This is a genomic window from Porphyromonas sp. oral taxon 278 str. W7784 (genome assembly GCF_000467855.2).
Lineage (GTDB): Bacteria > Bacteroidota > Bacteroidia > Bacteroidales > Porphyromonadaceae > Porphyromonas.
The window spans coordinates 139,391-158,803 of the sequence record NZ_KI259228.1 but is presented as its reverse complement, the minus strand read 5'-3'; the positions used below and the strand labels follow the sequence as shown (position 1 = coordinate 158,803).

Genomic DNA, 19,413 nt, shown 5'->3' with positions numbered 1-19,413 from the left:
ATCCTAACTAACCTACGGATACAAAGAGCGAGAGCTATCCAGACCTTGACGCTGGATAGCCCTCGCTAGCTGCTGTGTGCTTCTAAGAGCAGATCTACTAGCTCTTCTTACTGATCACGATGTGGATGATGTAGCCGACGATCACAAGTACAAGCCCTGTGCCTAGGTAGGTATTAGCCTGCTCTACCTGATCAGTAAAGTAAGTGAAGAGCTGAAGAAGAGCTCCGATAAGCATCACGATGACACCGATATACTGCTTCATAATGTCTCTAAGTACTATGTTTATGTGTATGTTCTCTGTATGCAAAGTACGTAATAATTCCGTACATGACGAAACGCTACGTGAAAAGCTCCTGAATACTCCTCAAGATAGATGAGTGCGGAGACTTCAGGAGCTTTTCTTTGACTTAGCGTAGAGAGGAGGACTTTAGCCCTCTCTCACGGGGTAGGATGGTTAGCGGGGACGACGCTCGGGACGTGGACGGCGCTCGGGTTCCTTGTAGCCCTCGGGCTTAGGAAGGAGAGCACGGCGGCTGAGCTTAAACTTACCCGTCTTCTGATCGATGTCGATGAGCTTGACTTCGATCTCCTGACCTTCCTGCAGGTCGGTATCTTCGATCTTCTCGTAGCGCTTCCAGTCGATCTCAGAGATGTGAAGGAGACCATCCTTGCCTGGGAGGAATTCTACGAAGCAACCGTAAGGCATGACCGAGGAGATCTTACCCTGATAGACTTCTCCTACTTCAGGCATAGCTACGATACCCTTGATCAGGCCGACAGCTGTGTCGATAGCTTCCTTGTTCGAAGCGCTGATCTCGACGACGCCCATACCATCGACTTCGTCAATGCTGATGGAGGCACCGCTCTTCTCCTGCATACCCTGGATGATCTTACCACCAGGGCCGATGACAGCACCGATGAATTCCTTACCGATACGTAGGGTGACGATACGTGGAGCGTGTGGCTTGAGGTCATCACGAGTCTCGGGCTGAGCCTCGAGGATCTTACCGAGGATGTGCAGACGACCCTCACGAGCCTGAGCAAGTGCACGCTCTAGGATCTCATAGCTAAGACCATCTACCTTGATGTCCATCTGGGTAGCGGTGATCCCGTCAGCGGTACCCGTGACCTTGAAGTCCATATCCCCTAGGTGGTCTTCGTCGCCGAGGATGTCGGAGAGGATAGCGTAGTTCGTACCCTTGTTTTCGGAGATCAGACCCATGGCGATACCTGATACAGGCTTCTGGATGGGCACCCCAGCGTCACGTAGGGCAAGCGTACCGGCGCAGACCGTAGCCATCGAGGACGAACCGTTGGACTCGAGGATATCGGAGACGACACGGATCACGTAAGGGTAGTCTGCGGGGAGCATGCGCTTGAGGGCACGGTGAGCCAGATTCCCGTGACCGATCTCACGACGACCGACGCCACGCTGTGGACGAGCATCACCGGTGGAGAAGGGAGGGAAGTTATAGTGGAGGAGGAAGCGCTCCTTACCATAGTTCAGGACGTCGTCGACGAGCTTCTCGTCGCTCTTGGTGCCGAGGGTGACAGTCGTCAGAGACTGCGTCTCACCACGGGTGAAGACAGCGGAGCCGTGAGGTCCTGGTAGGTAATCCGTTTCGATCCAGATGGGGCGGATCTCCGTGGTCTTACGACCGTCGAGGCGCTTACCTTCGTCGAGGATGGCACGGCGCATAGCTTCCTTCTCTACATCGTGGTAGTAGCGAGCGATGAGCGGAGCCTTCGTCTCTAGTTCCTCTTCGGTGAACTTAGCCTTATACTCTTCGACGATTGCTTCGAAGGCTTCTGCACGAGCGTGCTTGTCCGTGCCGGAGGTCGCTACAGCGTAAGCCTTAGCGTAGCAGGCTTCGTGTACGTCCTTGCGAAGGTCTTCGTCATTCTCTTCGTGGCAATAGGTGCGCTTGACGAGCTTGCCGACAGCCTCAGAGAGCTCGAGCTGAGCCTGGCACTGTACCTTGATCGCCTCGTGCGCTACCTTGATGGCTTCGAGCATCTCTGCTTCCTGCACTTCCTGCATTTCACCTTCGACCATCATGATGTTGTCGAGGGTAGCACCTACCATCAGTTCGATGTCGGCTCTCTTGAGCTGCTCGAAGGTAGGATTGATGACGAACTCACCGTCGACACGTGCTACACGCACTTCGCTGATAGGTCCGTTGAAGGGGATATCTGAGACAGCCAGAGCAGCCGAAGCAGCAAGACCCGCTAGAGCGTCGGGCATATCGACACCGTCCGTCGAGAAGAGCAGGACGTTGACGAAGACCTCTGCGTGATAGTCATCGGGGAAGAGCGGGCGTAGAGCACGGTCTACGAGACGGCAGGTCAGGATCTCATAGTCCGAAGCCTTGCCTTCGCGGCGGGTGAATCCACCAGGGAAGCGCCCGAATGAGGCATACTTCTCCTTATACTCTACTTGCAGGGGCATGAAGTCTACCCCAGGGTTCGCATCCTTAGCGGCACAGACGGTGGCCAGAAGGACGGTGTTTCCCATGCGTACTTCTACCGATCCGTCGGCTTGCTTGGCAAGCTTGCCTGTCTCGATGACGATCTCTCTTCCATCGGGCAGTGTGATGGTCTTGCTAATTGGCTGTAGCATTTCTTCTTTAATTGATTGATAAGTCCTTTTAAAATCGGCACAAAGGTAGTTAAATTAAACGAGCTACCCGTGCTCGAGGTATATGAAGGTGGGGGAAAAGCTCGGGCTCGGCACGATTGAGAGCGAGGGAAGGCAAACTTAGCTATCCATGCCTCGGTCGAATGAAGAATCGCAGGCGAGCGGATCTCCCTCTATCTAAGCGCTCTAGAGGCGGGCTTCCATTGGCTCGAGACGAAGTCTATGGAAAGGGTGAAAAAAACCTACGGTAGGTCGCTTTGGCGACCTACCGTAGGTCGTCGATGCGACCCACAGTAGGTTTTTTCGACGACCTACCGTAGGGTCCTTTTTACCCCTCCAGAAGTAGCGTAGATTGGGGGCACTTGGCTAGCGGGGGCTAGATGTGCAAGGTGTTGTCGTGGAAGAACGTGTAGTTCACCCGTATGTCGAGCCGTAGACCCTCTAGCGTGTGACTCGTCTGGATGAAGCGGGCTGCATTGGTGCCCGAGCTCTCGGTGCCTGAGGATTGCCCAGCCGAAGTATCTACAGTCCAGCTATCATCACTAGGATTGTAGACGAGACGACGGATCAGGGTGATGACTTGGGGGGTAGCTCCAGAGTGTACTCCATCCCTGTAGGTCTCAGGGCGAACTTCGAGCTGGATCTTGAGCGTGGCCCGATCGAGGGTGTTCTCCGCCTTAGCTCCGCACTTCTCGGTGATGATCTGGTTGGGAGCGAAGCGAGCCGTCGCCCTGAGGCTCTCCTGCGAACGGGGATTCTTCATCTTCTCGAAGAAGTCTCTCGTTACGGGGCGACTAGCACTCGTGCTACTCTCGAAGGTCAGGCTTGCTCCGAGGAGCTTCGCATAAGCTTTGCTTGAGATCACCCGTCCTTCGGTAGGCTCGGCCCGTAGGGTGATGTCCCGAAGATGAAGGGTGAGGCGATTCTCCCTAATCCTAGGGATCGGCCACTCTCTGTGATAGTAGAAGCTCTGGACGTTGGACAGATACACGGGCGCATCGTCGTAGAGATACTTCGCCTGGAAGGAGATGGGTGCTCCGCTGTCTCGCCCTATGGAGCGTAGGCCGGAGTTGATGAGGCTCGCCACTTGGCTGGGGGACATGAAGGACATCGCTACGCCCTGCGAACCGGCTCCCTGCTGGATCACCATCACCTCCCGATCGAGGGCAGGATCAGAAGCGCTAAGCTCCTTTCCTTCCTTCAGCCTATTGAAGTAGGTGGCAAGGGCACTGAGGAGCTGGTAGTTGCTCTTTGAGCTCTGATAGACGAGGTAGAAGGCTCGTCCGTAGGAGACCGAGGAGATGTAGCAGAGTGGGGTGCTCTGTCCGACGAGAGGGCGTATATCTTCGGGCTTAATGTCCGAACTGAGGATGCCCTTGAAGCCCGCCTGAGGTGTCTCATAGTTGAGGTCATAGAAGTGCTGGTAGACCTTCACCAGGACATGACCACTCCCTTCGTCGTAGTCGAATCGCTTGTCGAGATGGTTGACCACCTGCTCCTTGCTTCGCTTGACATCGAGGCCGCTCAGGGCAAGAGCCTCCTCGGCACAGTTGACGATCTCCATGGAGTAGCTCGTGCTACTAGGAGCCCCACTGATGAGCCAATTCCCCACGAGCTTGCGCTGTGCCTCCTGAACCTCTGCCGCTTGCATGTCCTTTACTTCCTCGCTCCAGCGTCCTTCGCCATCGGGGCCGATGGACTTGGCCCCAGAGGCGATCTGTAGGCTGATACGGCCACTCTGACGCTTGCCCTCTAGGGCGATGGTCTTAGGGGCTTCTGTGCCCTGTAGGCTGTGACCAGCGACGAGGCATCCAGGCCAGAGCGAGGTCATCCAAGGCTCTAGCGTAGCAATGTCCCGAGGACACTCCGAGAGTTCGAAGCCAATACGTGAGGAGATGTTCGTACCATCCGATACGATGCCAATGGGCTCAACGAGCTTCGTGCGGAAGGGATCGAATGAGCCTCTGGTCCCAGGGAAGACCCGTAGGCCTGGTTCGACTTTAGGAAGGCTTCCGCTGAAGCTGAGTAGTCGGCCGACTTCCTTGAGGTGGTCAGGCTTTTCGGGTGGGGTAGGGATCTCTCCGCCACCACCTCCCCCTGTCGCTCTGTCGGAGCAGGAGGGGGAGAGCAGTAGACTTATCCCAGAGAGGATGATGAGAGCCAGGGCTGATCTTTTCATCATACGATGCGCGTGTGTATAGTGGATGAATAATATAGGAAGTCCAGCACCCTTCACCTGAGGCTCGGGAGTCTAAGGGAAGGAGGCTGGGCTGATGATTGCTTGGTTGTCTCGCTTTAGAGTGAGGAGAGCTATTCCTCGTCCTTGGTGGCGAACTCCATCAGATAGGCCTTGATGAAGTCGTCGATATCCCCGTCCATCACAGCTCCAACATTGGAGGTCTGGTAGCCTGTGCGGTGGTCCTTCACACGACGATCATCGAAGACATAGCTTCGTATCTGTGCGCCCCATTCGATCTTCTTCTTGCCTGCTTCGACTTCGGCCTGTGCCCGACGCCGGCGCTCGAGCTCCTTGTCGTATAGCTGGGAGCGAAGCAGTCGCATAGCGTTCTCTCTATTGTCGGTCTGGGAGCGTGTCTCGGTGTTCTCGATGATGATCTCTTCCTCGACTCCTGTCTCGGGATCTTTGTACTTGTAGCGAAGACGCACACCGGTCTCGACCTTGTTGACATTCTGCCCACCGGCACCGCTGGAGCGGAAGGTATCCCAACTGATATTCGCTGGATTGACCTCTACCTCGATGGTGTCGTCTACCAGAGGTACTACGAAGACGGAGGCGAAGCTCGTCATGCGCTTGCCCTGGGCATTGTAGGGGGAGATACGTACGAGCCGGTGTACTCCGGTCTCGCTCTTGAGGAAGCCATAGGCTTGGTCACCTTCGACCTGCATGGTCATGGTCTTGATACCGGCTTCTTCGCCATCTTGCCAGTTGGTGATGGTGGTCTTATAGCCCTGCTTGTCGCAGTAGCGTGCATACATACGGGCAAGCATCGAGGCCCAGTCTTGGCTCTCTGTACCGCCTGCTCCGGCGTTGATCTTGAGGACAGCTCCGAGGGAGTCTTCCTCGGCACGGAGCATGTTCTTGAGCTCCACTTCCTCGAAGAGGGTGATGGCACGGGCATAAGCTTCATCGACCTCCTCTTCGCTGGTGATGCCCTCCTTGAAGTACTCTAGGGCAAGGGCTACCTCTTCGGTGAGTCGGTCGGCTTCGTCGTAGTAGGCTATCCACTTACGCAGGTCTTTGACCTTGCGCATCTGAGCCTCTGCACGCTCACGGTCTTCCCAGAAGGTAGGGTCAGCGGTACGTAGCTCTTCCTCCTCTAGTTGGATACGTCGACTATCGACGTCAAAGGTACCTCCCCAGCGCAGACTTGCGCTCCAGTAGGCTACCTAACTGGTCTGTCGTTATCATATATTCGGGTATATGAGTGGGTGAAAATAATGGTTGGTATTGGGATGAGGGAAGGGGGCTTAGCTGCCCTTCTCCTCGAGCTCCAGCTGGCGAAGGGTCAGTTCGTCCATCTCATCGATGAGCTGACCGATACGCTCGGAGGCCTGGATGAGCGCCTCATGAGAGAGGGCGCCTGTGCTGAGTCGCTCCTCGAGCCGAGCCTTCTCTTCCTCGAGCTCTGGTATACGGCTGAGGATACCCTCCAGTTCCTTCTTCTCGGCATAGGAGAGTCGTGCAGGGCGACTCGTCGAGGAGCGTGGCGTGGGGGCAGGCTCACTCGTCTTGCGCCTAGCCTGCTCTTGCTCGGCACGCTCCCGCTCCTCGGCCTCTCGCACCTCTCTATAGAGGGTGTAGCTACCGGGGAAGTCTCGTACCTTGCCCTCGCCCTCGAAGCAGAAGAGGTGCTCGGTGACCTTGTCCATGAAGAAGCGGTCGTGTGAGACGATTAGCACACAGCCTGCGAACTCCCCGAGGTACTCCTCTAGGGCCTGTAGGGTGAGGATATCGAGGTCGTTGGTCGGTTCGTCTAGGATGAGGAAGTTGGGGCTCGTGACTAAGATCGTGCATAGGTAGAGCCGTCTGAGTTCGCCACCGCTAAGCTTCTCCACGGGCGTGTACTGTCGCTCGGGGGGGAAGAGGAAGCGGGTGAGGATCTGGCTGGCAGAGATACGCTCCACATTAGAGCCCTGTGGCAGGACGAAGTCGTCTGCTATGTCTTGGACGATGTCGATGACACGCTTCTTCGGGTCGAAGTCGGGTGCTGTCTGGCTGTAGTAGCCGAAGCGTACCGTCGTGCCGATATCGAAGGTACCGCTGTCGGGAGCTACTTCACCGAGGAGCATACGGAGGAAGGTCGTCTTCCCGACACCATTCTCACCGATGATCCCGACCTTGTCATGTCGGGCGAAGATGTAGTTGAAGTCCTCGAGGATGACCTTGTCGCCAAAGCGCTTGCTGACGTGCTTTGCTTCGAAGATCTTCTTCCCGATGTAGCCCCCCTTAGCTCCGCCTAGATCTACCTGCTCGGTACGCTGGCGGGCTACGGTCTTCTTCTCTAGCTCATGGAAGGCATCGATACGGTACTGGGCCTTCGTCCCTCGGGCTTGAGGCTGACGGCGCATCCATTCGAGTTCACGGCGATAGAGGTTGAGGGCACGCTCACGTGCTTGGTCCTCTGCCTCGTGACGCTCCTGACGCTTGGCGAGGTAATAGTCATAATTACCTCGGTAGCGGTAGGCCTGCCCTCCGTCGAGCTCTAGGATCTCATTGCATACCCGGTCCAGGAAGTAGCGGTCGTGGGTGATGAGGAGTAGCCCCATCGTCGAGCGGGCTAGGTAGCCCTCGAGCCACTCGATACTCTTGAGGTCAAGATGGTTGGTAGGCTCGTCAAGGAAGAGTAGATCAGGCTGGGAGATCAGCGTGCTTGCTAGAGCAATGCGCTTGCGCTCACCTCCCGAGAGGCGAGCGATCGGACGATGGTGATCCTGCAGGCCTAGGGCACCGAGGATCTCCTTAGCACGTTGCTCATACGACCAGCCTCCCTGTGCCTCCATCTCGGGGAGGAGGCGCTCCATAGCTTCGTGGTCTCCCTGCTCGACAGCCTGCTCCCACTGAAGGGTCAGCTGGGCGATGGGATCAAAGCGATTGAAGCAGGCCTCTAATATAGTCCCCTCCTCGGGAAGGTCGGGGAGCTGGGGGAGGTAAGCTCGGCGAATGTCTCGCTCATAGGTGACGCTACCGCTGTCCTCCTCTTCCTGACCGAGGAGGATGCGTAGTAGGGTAGACTTCCCTGAGCCATTGGGCGCAATGAGCCCGACCTTCTGTCCTCGCTCGATGCCGAAGGTGACGTCGCTGAAGAGCAGACGATCCCCGTAGCTCTTGGCGAGCTGATCTACTTGGAGCATGTAGTAGGAGGACTATTCTAGGGAGGTAGGCGTCGTAGGGATGTCCTGCCAGTGTTCCTTCACTTCGGGTAGGCGTCCTGCACCGAGGTAGCGAGAGGAGAAGTATTGGCTATCCTTGAGACTTTCGATGACGATCCCCCGGCTATTACTGCTGTGGATCATCTTGATGTTACCGTCCTCGTTGCTGATGACTAGGGCTACGTGACCGACACGGCCAGCCCCACGATTGCGCCCCTTGAAGAAGAGCAGGTCTCCGGGCTGAGGATCACTGATGCGGTCGGCATAGACGGAGAGTCCACCTGAGGAGCGTGGTATCTTGATCCCCTCGAGGGAATAGATATAGCTGACGAAGCCAGAGCAGTCCAGGGGCCACTTAGCTACGCCTGAGGTGCGGTAGCGTAGGCCGAGGAGTTCCTGTCCATGGTCTACGACCGACTTGATGAGCGAAGGCGTCGACTCTGCGACCTCCATGCGCTCGTAGGTGTAGCCACTACCACCACTACGACGGCGGGAGGCATAGCCCGAGTGGCTACGACGATGCTTGCCGGAGCTTTTCACTCTAGCTCGCTTATGTTTAGATGTCTTGGGGGCTGGTGCTGGCGCTGGGGCAGCGAGGTCGACTTCGAGGGTGGTGAAGTCTTGCGTCGTGGTGTGTATCTCAGAGGCGAGGACTCCTGCGTCGACGGACGAGCGTCTCGTGGCGTCGAGGGGGAGGCTGATGAGGGCAGATAGGGCGACTACAGCGAGTGTAGTGTAGGAATTCTTGAGTCTATTCATCCTGTCTCTATTGTGGTTAGGCAGGCTATCTTCCCCGAGTGGGAAGGACCTTAGAGCGACGGGGCGGATGGGGCACTGAGGCGTATCGTCCTCCCTCACTCCCTATAGGTAAAGACCTACAAGCAGAAAACGCTTCTGCCTACAAAGATAGTACAATCGGCTCTCATAGACCCTCTTTCCCCCTCCCTAGCCCCATTATAGAAGCATCCTCTAGAGGCTCATCTGGCGAGGCTCTAGGGGATGCTAGGGGTGGGGAAGGCCGGGGCTATCGGCACTTGCTGATGATGATCGAGAAGTAGGGGAAGGTCCTACCCTGGATCTCCTCGGGATCAGAGGTGACGAACTCCTTCGGCATACCGACGAACTCGAAGTAGTGCCACCTTCGCTCGGGGTAGCGCTGGATAGCCTCCTTGATCTCGCTCTCACAGAGGGAGCCCTTCATTACGACGATGGTGTGTGGGCTCTGCCAAGCTCGGCTCCACTCCTCGGCGGTAGCAGCCCCAGGGATGACCGTGCACTGCTCCTCGAGCTGGACGAGCTGTCCCCCCAGGAGACTATTGCAGGCGATGAAGGCGGGGACGCCACAGAGCTGATGCGTCGTGAAGCCTCGTGCCTCGATATGTTCGCCTATGTAAGCGGAGGAAGAGTAGAAGCCACAGTCCCCTTCGGCGACGATCACGAGGAGCGCCTCGGGTTCGGACTCTTGGCGACGGACGACTTCATCAGCTACTAGAGTATAAGCCTCGAGTGCTCCGTCTCGATCCTTACTCATCGGCAGGTCGTAGAGCTGTATTTGCTCCTCACGGATGCCGAGAGAGCGCATCATCTCGGCGGCCTTAGAGGTATGTCGTCCCTTGCTCGTCGTGGGGACGGGAGTATAGATGCAGTCGGCTCTCTGGAGCGTATGTAGTGCCTTGAGGGTAATGAGCTCAGGATCACCAGGGCCGAGGGATACGAAGTAGATCATAGGGTGGGGTAGTAGGGATTACTTGTAGTTCAACCATCGCCAGAGCTCCTTGAGGGAAGGCTTCTTGCCGTACATCAGGATCCCCGTGCGGTAGATCTTGCCAGCAAGGGCGCTGATAGCGAAGGCTGATAGGTAGAGGATGATGAGGCTCAGGAGCTCCTGCCAGAGAGGTACGTCGAAGGGCAGGCGCACCATCATCACCACGGGAGAGGTCAGCGGGATGATCGACGCCCAGAAGGCAAGTGTCCCATCGGGATTGCTCGCACTACCGATACCGGCGTACATAGCCACGACGAGTAGGAGCACCAGAGGGAGCATCATCTGCTGGATCTCTTCATCGGAGGAGGCCATAGCTCCCATAGCCGATAGGATCGAGGCGAAGAAGAAGTAGCCTCCGATGAAGAAGAGGACGAAGAAGACGAGGATCTCTACGACGTCGACTCCTCGGAGGGTGGAGAAGATCAGCTGGACCATACTGAGATCACCCATGGGCCCTCCTACGAGCTGAGCACCTGCCCCCTCGGGGAGGAAGAAGGACTCAGCTATCTGTACTCCTGAGAAGATCAGTACGAACCAGATCGTGATCTGGATGAGTCCCGCCAGACCGATACCGATGATCTTGCCCATCATCAGATCACGAGGATGGACGGAGGAGACGATGACCTCGACGATACGATTCTTCTTCTCCTCCTGCACGCCCTGTAGTACCATCCCCCCATAGGTGAGGATGAACATATAGCTGAGGAAGGTGAGGAGCATCCCGATGCCTGAGGCTATCTCGCTGGAGGAGGTGTCGAGATCCCCCTCTTCATTCCACTTGTAGGTAGGCACACGGAGCTGAACTTGGCTCTGCTGTATCGCCTCCTGTAGCTGAGGGATGTCGTAGGAGCGTATCTTCTCCTCAGTGAGGTAGCGGGAGAGGACGTCATTGATATGAGCCTCGAGCCCCTTGGGTAGTTGCTTGAAGGAGAAGAGGCTCACGGCCGGGGGATCCTTGCTGAGATCATCACGTATCTCCAGGACGGCAGTGATCTCCTCTTGGATGCCCTGACTCTTGAGGGAGTCCAGAGGAGCGGTAGAGCGTACGAAGCTGTAGCCTTCGCTGTCGTGGAAGAGCTCAGCATAGCGCCCCGTGTGGTCGAGGATGGCTACATGCTGCTTGTCCTCTCCGATCTGGGAGAGGAGGATGGGTAGGAGAGCGATCCCGATCATCAGTAGGGGCAGGGCAAAGGTCATGACCCAGAAGGAACGCTTACGGATGCGCGTGAGGAACTCACGCTGTATGACTAGTGGAAGCTTATTCATGGCGGAGCGAAGGATCTTGGACAGTCTGGAGGAAGATGTCGTGCATCGAGGGGTATTCCTGCTCGATGCTCTGGAGCTGGAGCGAGCTGGGGAGCTGGTGGACGACTGAGTAGAGTGTATCCCCGGGGGCTAGCTGGAGGCGTAGGGTACCGCCATGCTCCCGCTCGGTGTGCTCTAGGATCTCGAGACCATGGAGGAGGCTGAGGTCAAGCGCTCCGTCATACGTGAGACGGGCGGTGTGCGCCCCGTGGGCACGACGGATCGCCTCGGTCTGTCCTGATAGCACGACCTGGGAGTGATGTATGAGGGCGATGTCGTCACAGAGCTCCTCGACGCTCTGCATGTTGTGCGTCGAGAGGATGAGGGTCGTCCCTTGGGCCTTGAGCTCGAGGATCTCCCGCTTGAGGAGTTCGGCATTGACGGGGTCAAAGCCACTGAAGGGTTCGTCGAAGATGAGGAGCTTGGGTTCGTGGAGCACCGTCGTGATGAACTGTACCTTCTGCTGCATCCCTTTGGAGAGCTCTTCGACACGCTTCTTCCACCAGGGCATGATCTCTAGGCGCTCGAACCACTGCCGTACTCGGCACTCGGCCTCCGCCTTGCTTAGCCCCTTCAGGCGGGCAAGGTAGACGGCCTGCTCACCCACCATCATCTTGGGGTAGAGCCCTCGCTCCTCGGGGAGGTAGCCGATATTGCTGAGGTCCTGCTCGGTGATGGGATGCCCCTCGAGGCGTACCTCCCCCGAGTCGGGCGCTGTGATACGATTGATGATGCGGATGAGGGAACTTTTCCCTGCGCCGTTAGGGCCTAGGAGGCCGAAGATGCGTCCCTGATGCGCCTGTAGTGACACCCCACTGAGGGCAGTGTGACCGCTGTAGCGCTTGGTGACGTTGTCTACTTCTAAGTAAGCCATACGGATGGTCTGATGAGGTGGAGAAGCGCCCAGCTGCGGGGCTCTCGTAGATAGAATTGTGTGTCCCAAAGATACACAAAAGACGAGGCAAAAGTACACCCCATACATACCTCGCTCGAGGGACCCATTCATGGGGTACCGGAGCGACCCATTCATGGGTCACCCCTGCGACCCATGAATGGGTACTTCTCGAGGGGCATCTAGATCTCTTCTCTAGAGCCTAGAAAGGCACGGGGTCGGCTCCCATCGGAAGCCGACCCCGTGTGCTGTAGGTGAGCGGTGATGCTGATGAGCCTTAGTGCCCCTCTAGAAGATGAGGGTAACGAGCTGGTAGACGATCGCTCCGCTGATATAGCCTGCTAGGGCCAGGAGGCTGAAGCGCTTGAGGTAGTAGCCGAAGCTGATCCCTTCGAGACCCATCACCGTGACCCCTGTAGCCGAACCGATGATCAAGAGGCTACCGCCCGTGACAGCGCAGTAGGCGAGGAAGACCCAGAAGGATCCGTTGATGATGAAGGGCGTGAGTGCTCCCGTCGTATCCAGCGGGTACATCCCGAGGACGGCAGCCACGAGGGCGACGTTGTCGAGCATCGAGGAGAGTACACCGATGAGTAGGGCCAAGATCCCCGTGTTGGGTATAGCAGCGGAGACGTGACCTGCGGCCTGTAGGAGCTGTCCGCCCTCGATAAGCGCCGCTACCGACATCAGGATACCGAGGAAGTAGAAGATCGTCGTCAGGTCGGAGCGGTTCAGGAGCTCGGTCATCCTCAGGCTCGAAGCTTCACGCAGGCGCTTCTTGTGCTGAGAGAACATCAGTTCGGTGTAGATCCATACCAGCACGAGCCCGAAGATGACGCCCATGAAGGCGGGTACGTCGAAGAAGGTCTGCCAGATAGGTACGAGCATCAGCGAAGCAATCCCCAGTCCCAGGACGATGAAGCGAGCATGCCAGGGTAGGATGCTTGTCAGTTCGTCTTCCTCGACATCCGAGGGCTTGCGGAGCTTAGCCCCCTTCTTGAAAAGGAAGAAGTGAGCTAGGAGCGTCGGCACAAGCATATTGAAGAAAGCAGGGATGACCAGGTGGAAGATCTGGTAGTAGGGAGTGATGCGACCACTGTTCCAGAGCAGAAGGGTCGTGACGTCCCCGATAGGTGACCAGGAGCCCCCTGCATTACAGGCGATGACGCTCAGGCAGGCATACTTCATGCGGTCGGTCTGGTCAGGGACGAGGCGCCTCAGGACAGCGATGATGACGATGGCCGCTGCTAGGTTGTCAAGGAAGGCAGAGAAGAAGAACGAGGCTAGGGCTACACGCCACAGGAGCTGGCGCTTATTGTCCGTCACCACCACTTCGGCTACCGACTTGAAGCCCCCATAGTTGTCGATGGTGTTGACGAGCACCATAGAGCAGAGGACGAAGAAGAGGGTGCTGGAGACATCCCCCAGATGGTGGTTGAGCTTGAAGGCTAGATAGTCCGAGGGCTCGAGGCTGTCGGGGCTGACCTGCGAAGCGGCTTTGAGCCACGTCTGGAAGCCCTCTGTGACCAGGGCGAGGTTCGTATCGATGAGCAGGATCGACCAGAGCAGTACGCACATCAGCAGGGCCGTAGCGGTCTTGTTGATCTTGATCTGCTCCTCGAAGGCGATCCCCAGGATACCCAGCACGAAGATCACAGGCATGAGATAGTACCAAAACATAAAGCTGTACGATTAGAACGGGTGAAAGTAGATAACAGGAAGTCTATAAGTAGATCTCCAGCGCTGTCCCTGCGTGGAGCGAGATGGGACTGAGCTTAGAGGTAGGAGCTCCGAAGGTGGTGACCTGAGACGGAGCAGGGAAATAATCGGCTCCCAGCGGGAGACGTAGACCTATGTGACGGGTGAAGCGCCAGTGGGGGGCGACCTCTAGACCCATACCCAGTGAGGTGTGAGGGAGGCTGAGCTCGGCCTCCGTGGCGGGAGAGGAGCTCTGGGTGCCCTTCCCAAGAGCGAGGCGGAGTGCTCCATGAGCGGAGACGTTCAAGTGGAAGCCCTGCCAGAGCTGGAAGTCACGTCCAGCACCGAGGCTTAGCTGTAGGGCACGCTCGTCTAGGCTCGTGCGGGAGGGCTTCTCTGCTCGCTCCGCCTTGTAGAGGGAGAGCGCTAGAGCACCCTTGAGATGGAGAGGCCACCCCTGGGGTGTATATTCGAGCCCGAGCCCTGCGTGTCGTCCCTGGAGGAGCCACTCATCGCTCCCCCGCACACGGCTCGTGCTGAGGGTGATGGGGATGTACAGGCGTAGGCTACTCGGTGCTTCATCGGGATGGGCATGCACCTCATGGCGTGTCCTCCCGAAGAGGCGATCTGATACCCAGTAGCCGAGATGACCGCAGAGGATCCCAAGGCCTGCACCAGTGACGACGTCGCCGACCCAGTGGCGGTTGTTGAGGAGACGCCCTAGACCCGCTAGTGACGCTGCTCCATAGCTCACCGCAGGGAGCCAAGGGTAGCGCTCGGCGTACTCGAGGTTGAGGAGGGTAGCGGAGGCAAAGGCCATCGTCGTATGCCCCGAGGGGAAGGAGTTGCGGGACGAGCCGTCGGGGCGCTCGATACGAGCTGTGTACTTGATCGCCGAAGTGATCGCTAGCACCGAGACGGAGGCTACTGCGTCTGCCGTGAGCATCTGCCAGGGGGACTCGGTGACGCCCTGTATCCCTCCGAGACGCATACCGATCTGGACGGCTAGAGGGGCGAACTGTAGGTAGTCGTCGAAGTGATTCCTGAAGCGAGGTATGTACCCAAAGCGGAGCTCTCGGATCGTCCTATTCTGTAGGTTCTGCAGGAGTCCTATCCCGACGAGGGGAGCGGCTTCGAGGAGCCCTTGGGTGAGCGCCCGATCAGCTCGCTTGGCAGGAGTGAGGGGCTCCGAGAGGAGGAGTGTATCTGCTCTCGTCTGCCCCACGAGAGTAGTGGGGAGAGCGAGGAGGAGACAGAGGAGGAGGGCGTAGAGTCGGGTCATGTGGTCTTAAAAGTGGCCAAGGGAGAGTACCTGCCAGTGCTCTTGGTCACCGGCCTGTAGATCATGGGTGACCATGAGGATCGTCGTCTCGGGACGGACGATGGCACTCAGGAGCTCTTCGAAGCTCTCTTTGTAGGATCGGTCGAGGAAGCTCAGGGGCTCATCGAGGATCAGCAGTTCGGGGTCTGACGCTAGAGCACGAGCCAGCAGGGTGCGCTGGAGCTGTCCTCCGCTGAGTCGCCCGATGGGTTGGCCGAGGAGGTGGCTGATACCTGTGGCTTCGGCTAGATGCTGGACTTGCTCCCAGCGCTTCGTAGCTGGCTTCATCGCATCAGGTAGCCCCGAGTCGATGACTTCGTAGACGTGGATGGGGAAGTGACGATCGATCTGGCTGATCTGCGGTAGGTAGCTCGTCACGAGTCCCTCTGTTAGCTTGCCCTCGGCATCATAGCACCGGAGTTCACCGGAGCGTAGTGGGATGAGCCTGAGGAGCGTCCGCATGAGCGTCGTCTTCCCACAGCCATTAGGTCCGGTGATCGCCCAGTGCTCTCCTCGCTGGATCTCCCAGTCGAGGTGATCGAGGACGACCTTGTCGGAGTAGCCAATGGTGGCATTCTGTAGCTGTATGATCTGTAGCATGGTCTTGGGGAGGGTGGTGCTAGTGCGCTCTCGAAGCTCCTCGTAGAGCCTCAGCGATCAGGAGAAGTTGCTTCTCCCAGTCGCCATCTAGAGGGTTGATGGTGATGGTCTCTGCTCCGAGCTCCGAGGCGATGCTCTGGATGAGCTTGGAGTCGAACTCTTGCTGGATGAAGACCACACGCACGCCGCTCTCCCGAGCTCTGCGTATGACCCCCTCGATGTGCTGAGGTGTCGGGTCCTTGCCATCCTCCTCGACGACGAGTTGCTCTAGACCCCATTCTTCAGCAAATTCGCTCAGTGAGGGGTGGTAGATCACGAAGGCTCGGCTGGGGAGGTCGCTAAGTAGCCCTCGGAGCTCCCCCTCCAGCTGTGTGAGACGCTCCTGCAGGAGGCCGTAGCGCTCTGTATAGTGGTCGGAGTGGATGCTGTCCAGCTTAATGAGTGAAGCGTAGATCTCCCTACCCATCGCCCTAAGCCCACGGAGACTCGTCCAGTAGTGGGGATCATGGACTTCGTCCTCGGAGCCTGTAGCGTGGCTGTGCGCATGAGCCTGTAGTCCTCGGTCGAGACGTATGAGCTGGAGCTGAGGCTGGGTGCTGTGGATACGCTCGATCCAGCTACGCTCGAAGCCTAGGTCACCCATATAGAAGTAGGCACGGCTCGTAGCAAGGGCTTGCATCGCCTGTGGGGTAGGCTCATAGTTCTCAGGATTATTGCCCTGAGGGAGGAGGGTCGTCACCGAGACGAGGCTATCTCCTATGGAGGCGATCATGCTGGTAGCAGGAGCGATCGTAGCACTCAAGGGGAGGGTGCCCGCTTGTCCTCCCTCCTCTCGGCAAGCTGTGCTGAGTAGGAGACTAGCGAGTATGAATACGGAGCTGAGCGAGCGTACTAAGGGTCGAAGTATCATTCGATCGATAAACTTGTAGGATGCTCTGTAGCGGAGGGCTTCCTCAGCCGGGAGAAGAGGCGTAGCCCTTCACCTATCCAGAGCACAGGACTCGTGAGTAAGAGTAAGATGAGCCAATAGCTAAGGGGGAGAGGCTCGATCTGGAAAAAATCGTAAGCAAAGGTAGTGATAACGATCTGCCCCAAGAGTATGACACCCGAAATCAGGAGGAAGTTCTTCGCTCGAGCAAGGGAGGCAAAGGCACTACGCCCCGAGTGGTAGGCTTTGGCATTGCCCATATTCCACAGCTGGAGGAAGACGAAGGTCGTGAAGAAGACCGACAGCTCTCTAGGGGAGAGTAGGCCGCCGGAGCTCCATCGCATCGCATCGAGGTCATAGCTATGGAGGAAGGACAGCAGTCCGAAGAGTCCCACGACGAAGACGAGGCCGACGCCTAGGATCTGTCGCCCTAGTGCGGGGGTGATGATCCCCGTGGAGGACTGCCGTGGAGGCTCCTGCATGAGGTGGGGACTGGGCGGTAGGGAGGCAAGTGCCAGCGAGGCGAAGGTGTCCATGATCAGATTGACCCAGAGCATCTGTGTCACCGTCAGGGGGGACTCCTTCCCCACGAAGGCGCCGAGGAGTACCGTCAGGCAGGCCACCACGTTGATCGTCATCTGGAAGAGGATGAAGCGCTGGATATTGAGGTACAGCGAGCGTCCCCAGAGCACGGCCCGTACGATACTAGCGAAGGAGCTGTCGAGGATGGTGATGTCGCTTGCCTCCTTCGCTACCGCTGTGCCATCCCCCATAGAGAGCCCGACATGGGCACGACTGAGGGCGGGGGCATCGTTCGTACCATCGCCCGTCACGGCGACGACCTCTCCTCGCTGCTGGAGCAGACGCACGAGGCGCTCCTTGTCCATAGGGCGGGCTCGGGCGAGGATCTTCAGTCGGGACACACGCTCCAGTAGCTCTTCGTCGGAGAGGGATGCGAACTGGCTTCCCGTGAGGATCTCTTCATCCGCAGAGTCTTCGTCCCAGAGTCCGATCTGCCGAGCGATCTCCTTGGCTGTCCCCGAGGTATCACCCGTGATGATCTTGACGGTGATCCCAGCCCTCTGGCAGAGATCGATGGCTTCGGGCACTTCCCTACGTACAGGGTCCATGATCCCGAAGATACCTATGAGCTGAAGCCCGCCCTCTAGGAGGCGGGACAGGTCGCTCAGGTCAGCCCCCTCCTCCAGCTCACGGTAGGCCAGGGCAAGCGTCCGCATCGCTCGGCTCTGGTAGCTGGCGAATTGTCCTTGGTAGCGAGCCAGCTTAGCGTCCGAGAGGGAGCAATGGGTAAGGAGGATCTCGGGGGCACCCTTGACGTAAAGGATCTGCTTGCCTGGTCGCTCTCGGGAGGCCACTATGGTAGCCATGTACTTACGCTCCGTGGCGAAGGGGAGCTGAGCGAGGATGGGCGTAGCCTCTCGGAGCTCTAGGTAGTCGATCCCTAGTTCGCTGATCCACAGGAGGAGCGCCCCTTCGGTGGGGTTGCCCAGCACCTCGGGATGATGTGGGTCTTGATCGTTGATGAAGGCGGTGGTATTCGAGGAGATCGCTTCGTAGAGGAGCGCTAGAGGTCCGTCCTCTTCCTCCTCGGAGAAGAAGTCCTCGACACGCATTCGATTCTCCGTGAGCGTCCCTGTCTTGTCGGTGCAGATCACGGTGACGGCGCCCATGGTCTCACAGGCGTGCATGCGACGCACGAGGTTATTGCTCCGCATCATACTCCGCATGCTGTAGGCGAGGCTCAGACTGACGCTCATCGGCAGGCCCTCGGGTACTGCCACGACGATGACCGTGACGGCGAGCATGATCTTGCTGAGGTAGAAGGAGAGGATCGCATCCCAAGAGGCAGAGAAGCCCCCCTCGTGGGCGTAGACGAGCGTGCTCCCTAAGAGGATGAGCAGAGCCAGCACATAGCTCACTCGGGTGATGAGCTGGGAGAGGCGTCCGAGCTGACGATTCAGAGGCGTCTCGACGGAGCTATCTATCTGGATGCCCTCGAAGATCTTCCCCTGCTCCGTCCTATCGCCCACACGGTCGACACGGCAGACAGCGTGCCCCTCGAGGATGGTCGTCCCTCGGCAGATGTAGTCAGTAGGGTAGGTGGCTTCGGGGTCTTGGTCTTCGGGGCGGATACTCTTGGTCGTCATCGGTTCGCCCGTGAGGGTCGACTCGTCGACGCTGAGTGCTATCGCCTCCAGGAGCTGAGCGTCGGCGGGGATCTCTTCGCCTGTCTCGAGGAAGAGGATATCTCCTACGACAAGTTCCCGCTTAGGTATACGGGTGATGTCTCCATCCCGTAGCACCTTGTAGGGCGTCTCCTCGCTGACTTGGCTCAGGAGAGCAAACTCCCGTTCACTCTTGAGCTCAAAGTAGAAGGCGATACCCGTAGAGAGGATGATGGCTAGGAAGACACCGATGGGCTCGAAGAAGCCCGCCCCTGTCTTGTCTTCATGCGTCACGAAGTACTGGTAGCTGGCTGCTAGGAGGGAGAGCCCCATGGCGATGATGAGGATCACGATGATGGGATCGGAGAGCTTCTCGAGGAAGAGCTTCCAGCGTGAGGGGCGAGGACGAGGGCTGAGTTCGTTGGAGCCATACTGGTGACGACTCTCCGTGACCTCGGTGCTTGTGAGACCTTGATATTTGGTGTGATGCTTGCTCATTGGGCGGGATGAAGTTCCCCGAAGCGTTACCTTCTCCCGAGGGAAGGCTAGGGGATATTCACCTGCAAAAATAGGGGAAGAGATCCGAATCTGACCTACCCCTTGGGAGGCGTCTCTCTTGCCCCCTTTCGAGTAGCCCTTCGAAGCCCCCAAAATAAAACCTACGGTAGGTCGTCCTTGCGACCTACCGT

General features: G+C 57.8%; 14 protein-coding genes. All 14 read right to left on the bottom strand.

Translation table 11 applies throughout. The features are described 5' to 3' along the window. Positions 1 to 97 precede the first annotated feature (97 nt). A complete protein-coding gene (locus HMPREF1556_RS08700; protein WP_021666764.1) occupies positions 98 to 262 on the bottom strand; it encodes a hypothetical protein in 165 nt (54 codons plus the stop codon). 192 nt (positions 263 to 454) lie between these two features. After that, positions 455 to 2,620, bottom strand: a complete 2,166-nt coding sequence (locus HMPREF1556_RS03020; RefSeq protein ID WP_021666763.1) for a polyribonucleotide nucleotidyltransferase — start codon at positions 2,618 to 2,620, stop codon at positions 455 to 457. A gap of 394 nt (positions 2,621 to 3,014) precedes the next feature. Beyond that, positions 3,015 to 4,817: a thiol-activated cytolysin family protein gene (locus HMPREF1556_RS03015; RefSeq protein ID WP_232299030.1), complete on the bottom strand. Its 1,803-nt coding sequence runs from the start codon at positions 4,815 to 4,817 to the stop codon at positions 3,015 to 3,017. Between the two features lie 131 nt (positions 4,818 to 4,948). Then, a protein-coding gene (prfB, locus tag HMPREF1556_RS03010) for a peptide chain release factor 2 (RefSeq protein WP_157047507.1) occupies positions 4,949 to 6,068 on the bottom strand; the annotation gives its coding sequence in 2 pieces (ribosomal slippage) (positions 4,949 to 6,004 and positions 6,006 to 6,068; 1,119 coding nt in all). Positions 6,069 to 6,127: 59 nt separating this feature from the next. Next, on the bottom strand, positions 6,128 to 8,011 hold the full coding sequence (locus HMPREF1556_RS03005; RefSeq protein WP_021666760.1) for an ABC-F family ATP-binding cassette domain-containing protein: 1,884 nt from the start codon (positions 8,009 to 8,011) through the stop codon (positions 6,128 to 6,130). Positions 8,012 to 8,023: 12 nt separating this feature from the next. Continuing rightward, positions 8,024 to 8,788, bottom strand: coding sequence for a C40 family peptidase (locus tag HMPREF1556_RS03000; RefSeq protein WP_021666759.1), 765 nt, complete (start codon positions 8,786 to 8,788; stop codon positions 8,024 to 8,026). 265 nt (positions 8,789 to 9,053) lie between these two features. After that, the gene (locus HMPREF1556_RS02995; protein WP_021666758.1) at positions 9,054 to 9,755 is read right to left on the bottom strand and encodes a precorrin-2 C(20)-methyltransferase; all 702 of its coding nucleotides are present in this window, start codon (positions 9,753 to 9,755) and stop codon (positions 9,054 to 9,056) included. Positions 9,756 to 9,773: 18 nt separating this feature from the next. Further along, positions 9,774 to 11,060 carry an ABC transporter permease gene (locus HMPREF1556_RS02990; RefSeq protein WP_021666757.1) on the bottom strand — a complete coding sequence of 429 codons (1,287 nt, stop codon included), beginning with the start codon at positions 11,058 to 11,060 and terminating at the stop codon, positions 9,774 to 9,776. After that, positions 11,053 to 11,973: an ABC transporter ATP-binding protein gene (locus HMPREF1556_RS02985; protein WP_021666756.1), complete on the bottom strand. Its 921-nt coding sequence runs from the start codon at positions 11,971 to 11,973 to the stop codon at positions 11,053 to 11,055. Before HMPREF1556_RS02985 ends, HMPREF1556_RS02990 begins: the two co-directional genes overlap by 8 nt. Positions 11,974 to 12,279: 306 nt before the next feature. Continuing rightward, complete coding sequence (nhaD, locus tag HMPREF1556_RS02980; protein ID WP_021666755.1) at positions 12,280 to 13,671, bottom strand: sodium:proton antiporter NhaD; 1,392 nt, start codon at positions 13,669 to 13,671, stop codon at positions 12,280 to 12,282. A gap of 43 nt (positions 13,672 to 13,714) precedes the next feature. After that, positions 13,715 to 14,971, bottom strand: coding sequence for a phosphatase PAP2 family protein (locus tag HMPREF1556_RS02975; RefSeq protein ID WP_021666754.1), 1,257 nt, complete (start codon positions 14,969 to 14,971; stop codon positions 13,715 to 13,717). A 6-nt stretch (positions 14,972 to 14,977) separates the two neighbouring features. After that, a complete protein-coding gene (locus tag HMPREF1556_RS02970; protein WP_021666753.1) occupies positions 14,978 to 15,610 on the bottom strand; it encodes a metal ABC transporter ATP-binding protein in 633 nt (210 codons plus the stop codon). 19 nt (positions 15,611 to 15,629) lie between these two features. Next, positions 15,630 to 16,520: a metal ABC transporter solute-binding protein, Zn/Mn family gene (locus HMPREF1556_RS02965; RefSeq protein ID WP_021666752.1), complete on the bottom strand. Its 891-nt coding sequence runs from the start codon at positions 16,518 to 16,520 to the stop codon at positions 15,630 to 15,632. Continuing rightward, the gene (locus HMPREF1556_RS02960) at positions 16,517 to 19,222 is read right to left on the bottom strand and encodes a calcium-translocating P-type ATPase, PMCA-type (RefSeq protein WP_044125149.1); all 2,706 of its coding nucleotides are present in this window, start codon (positions 19,220 to 19,222) and stop codon (positions 16,517 to 16,519) included. Before HMPREF1556_RS02960 ends, HMPREF1556_RS02965 begins: the two co-directional genes overlap by 4 nt. Positions 19,223 to 19,413 lie beyond the last annotated feature (191 nt).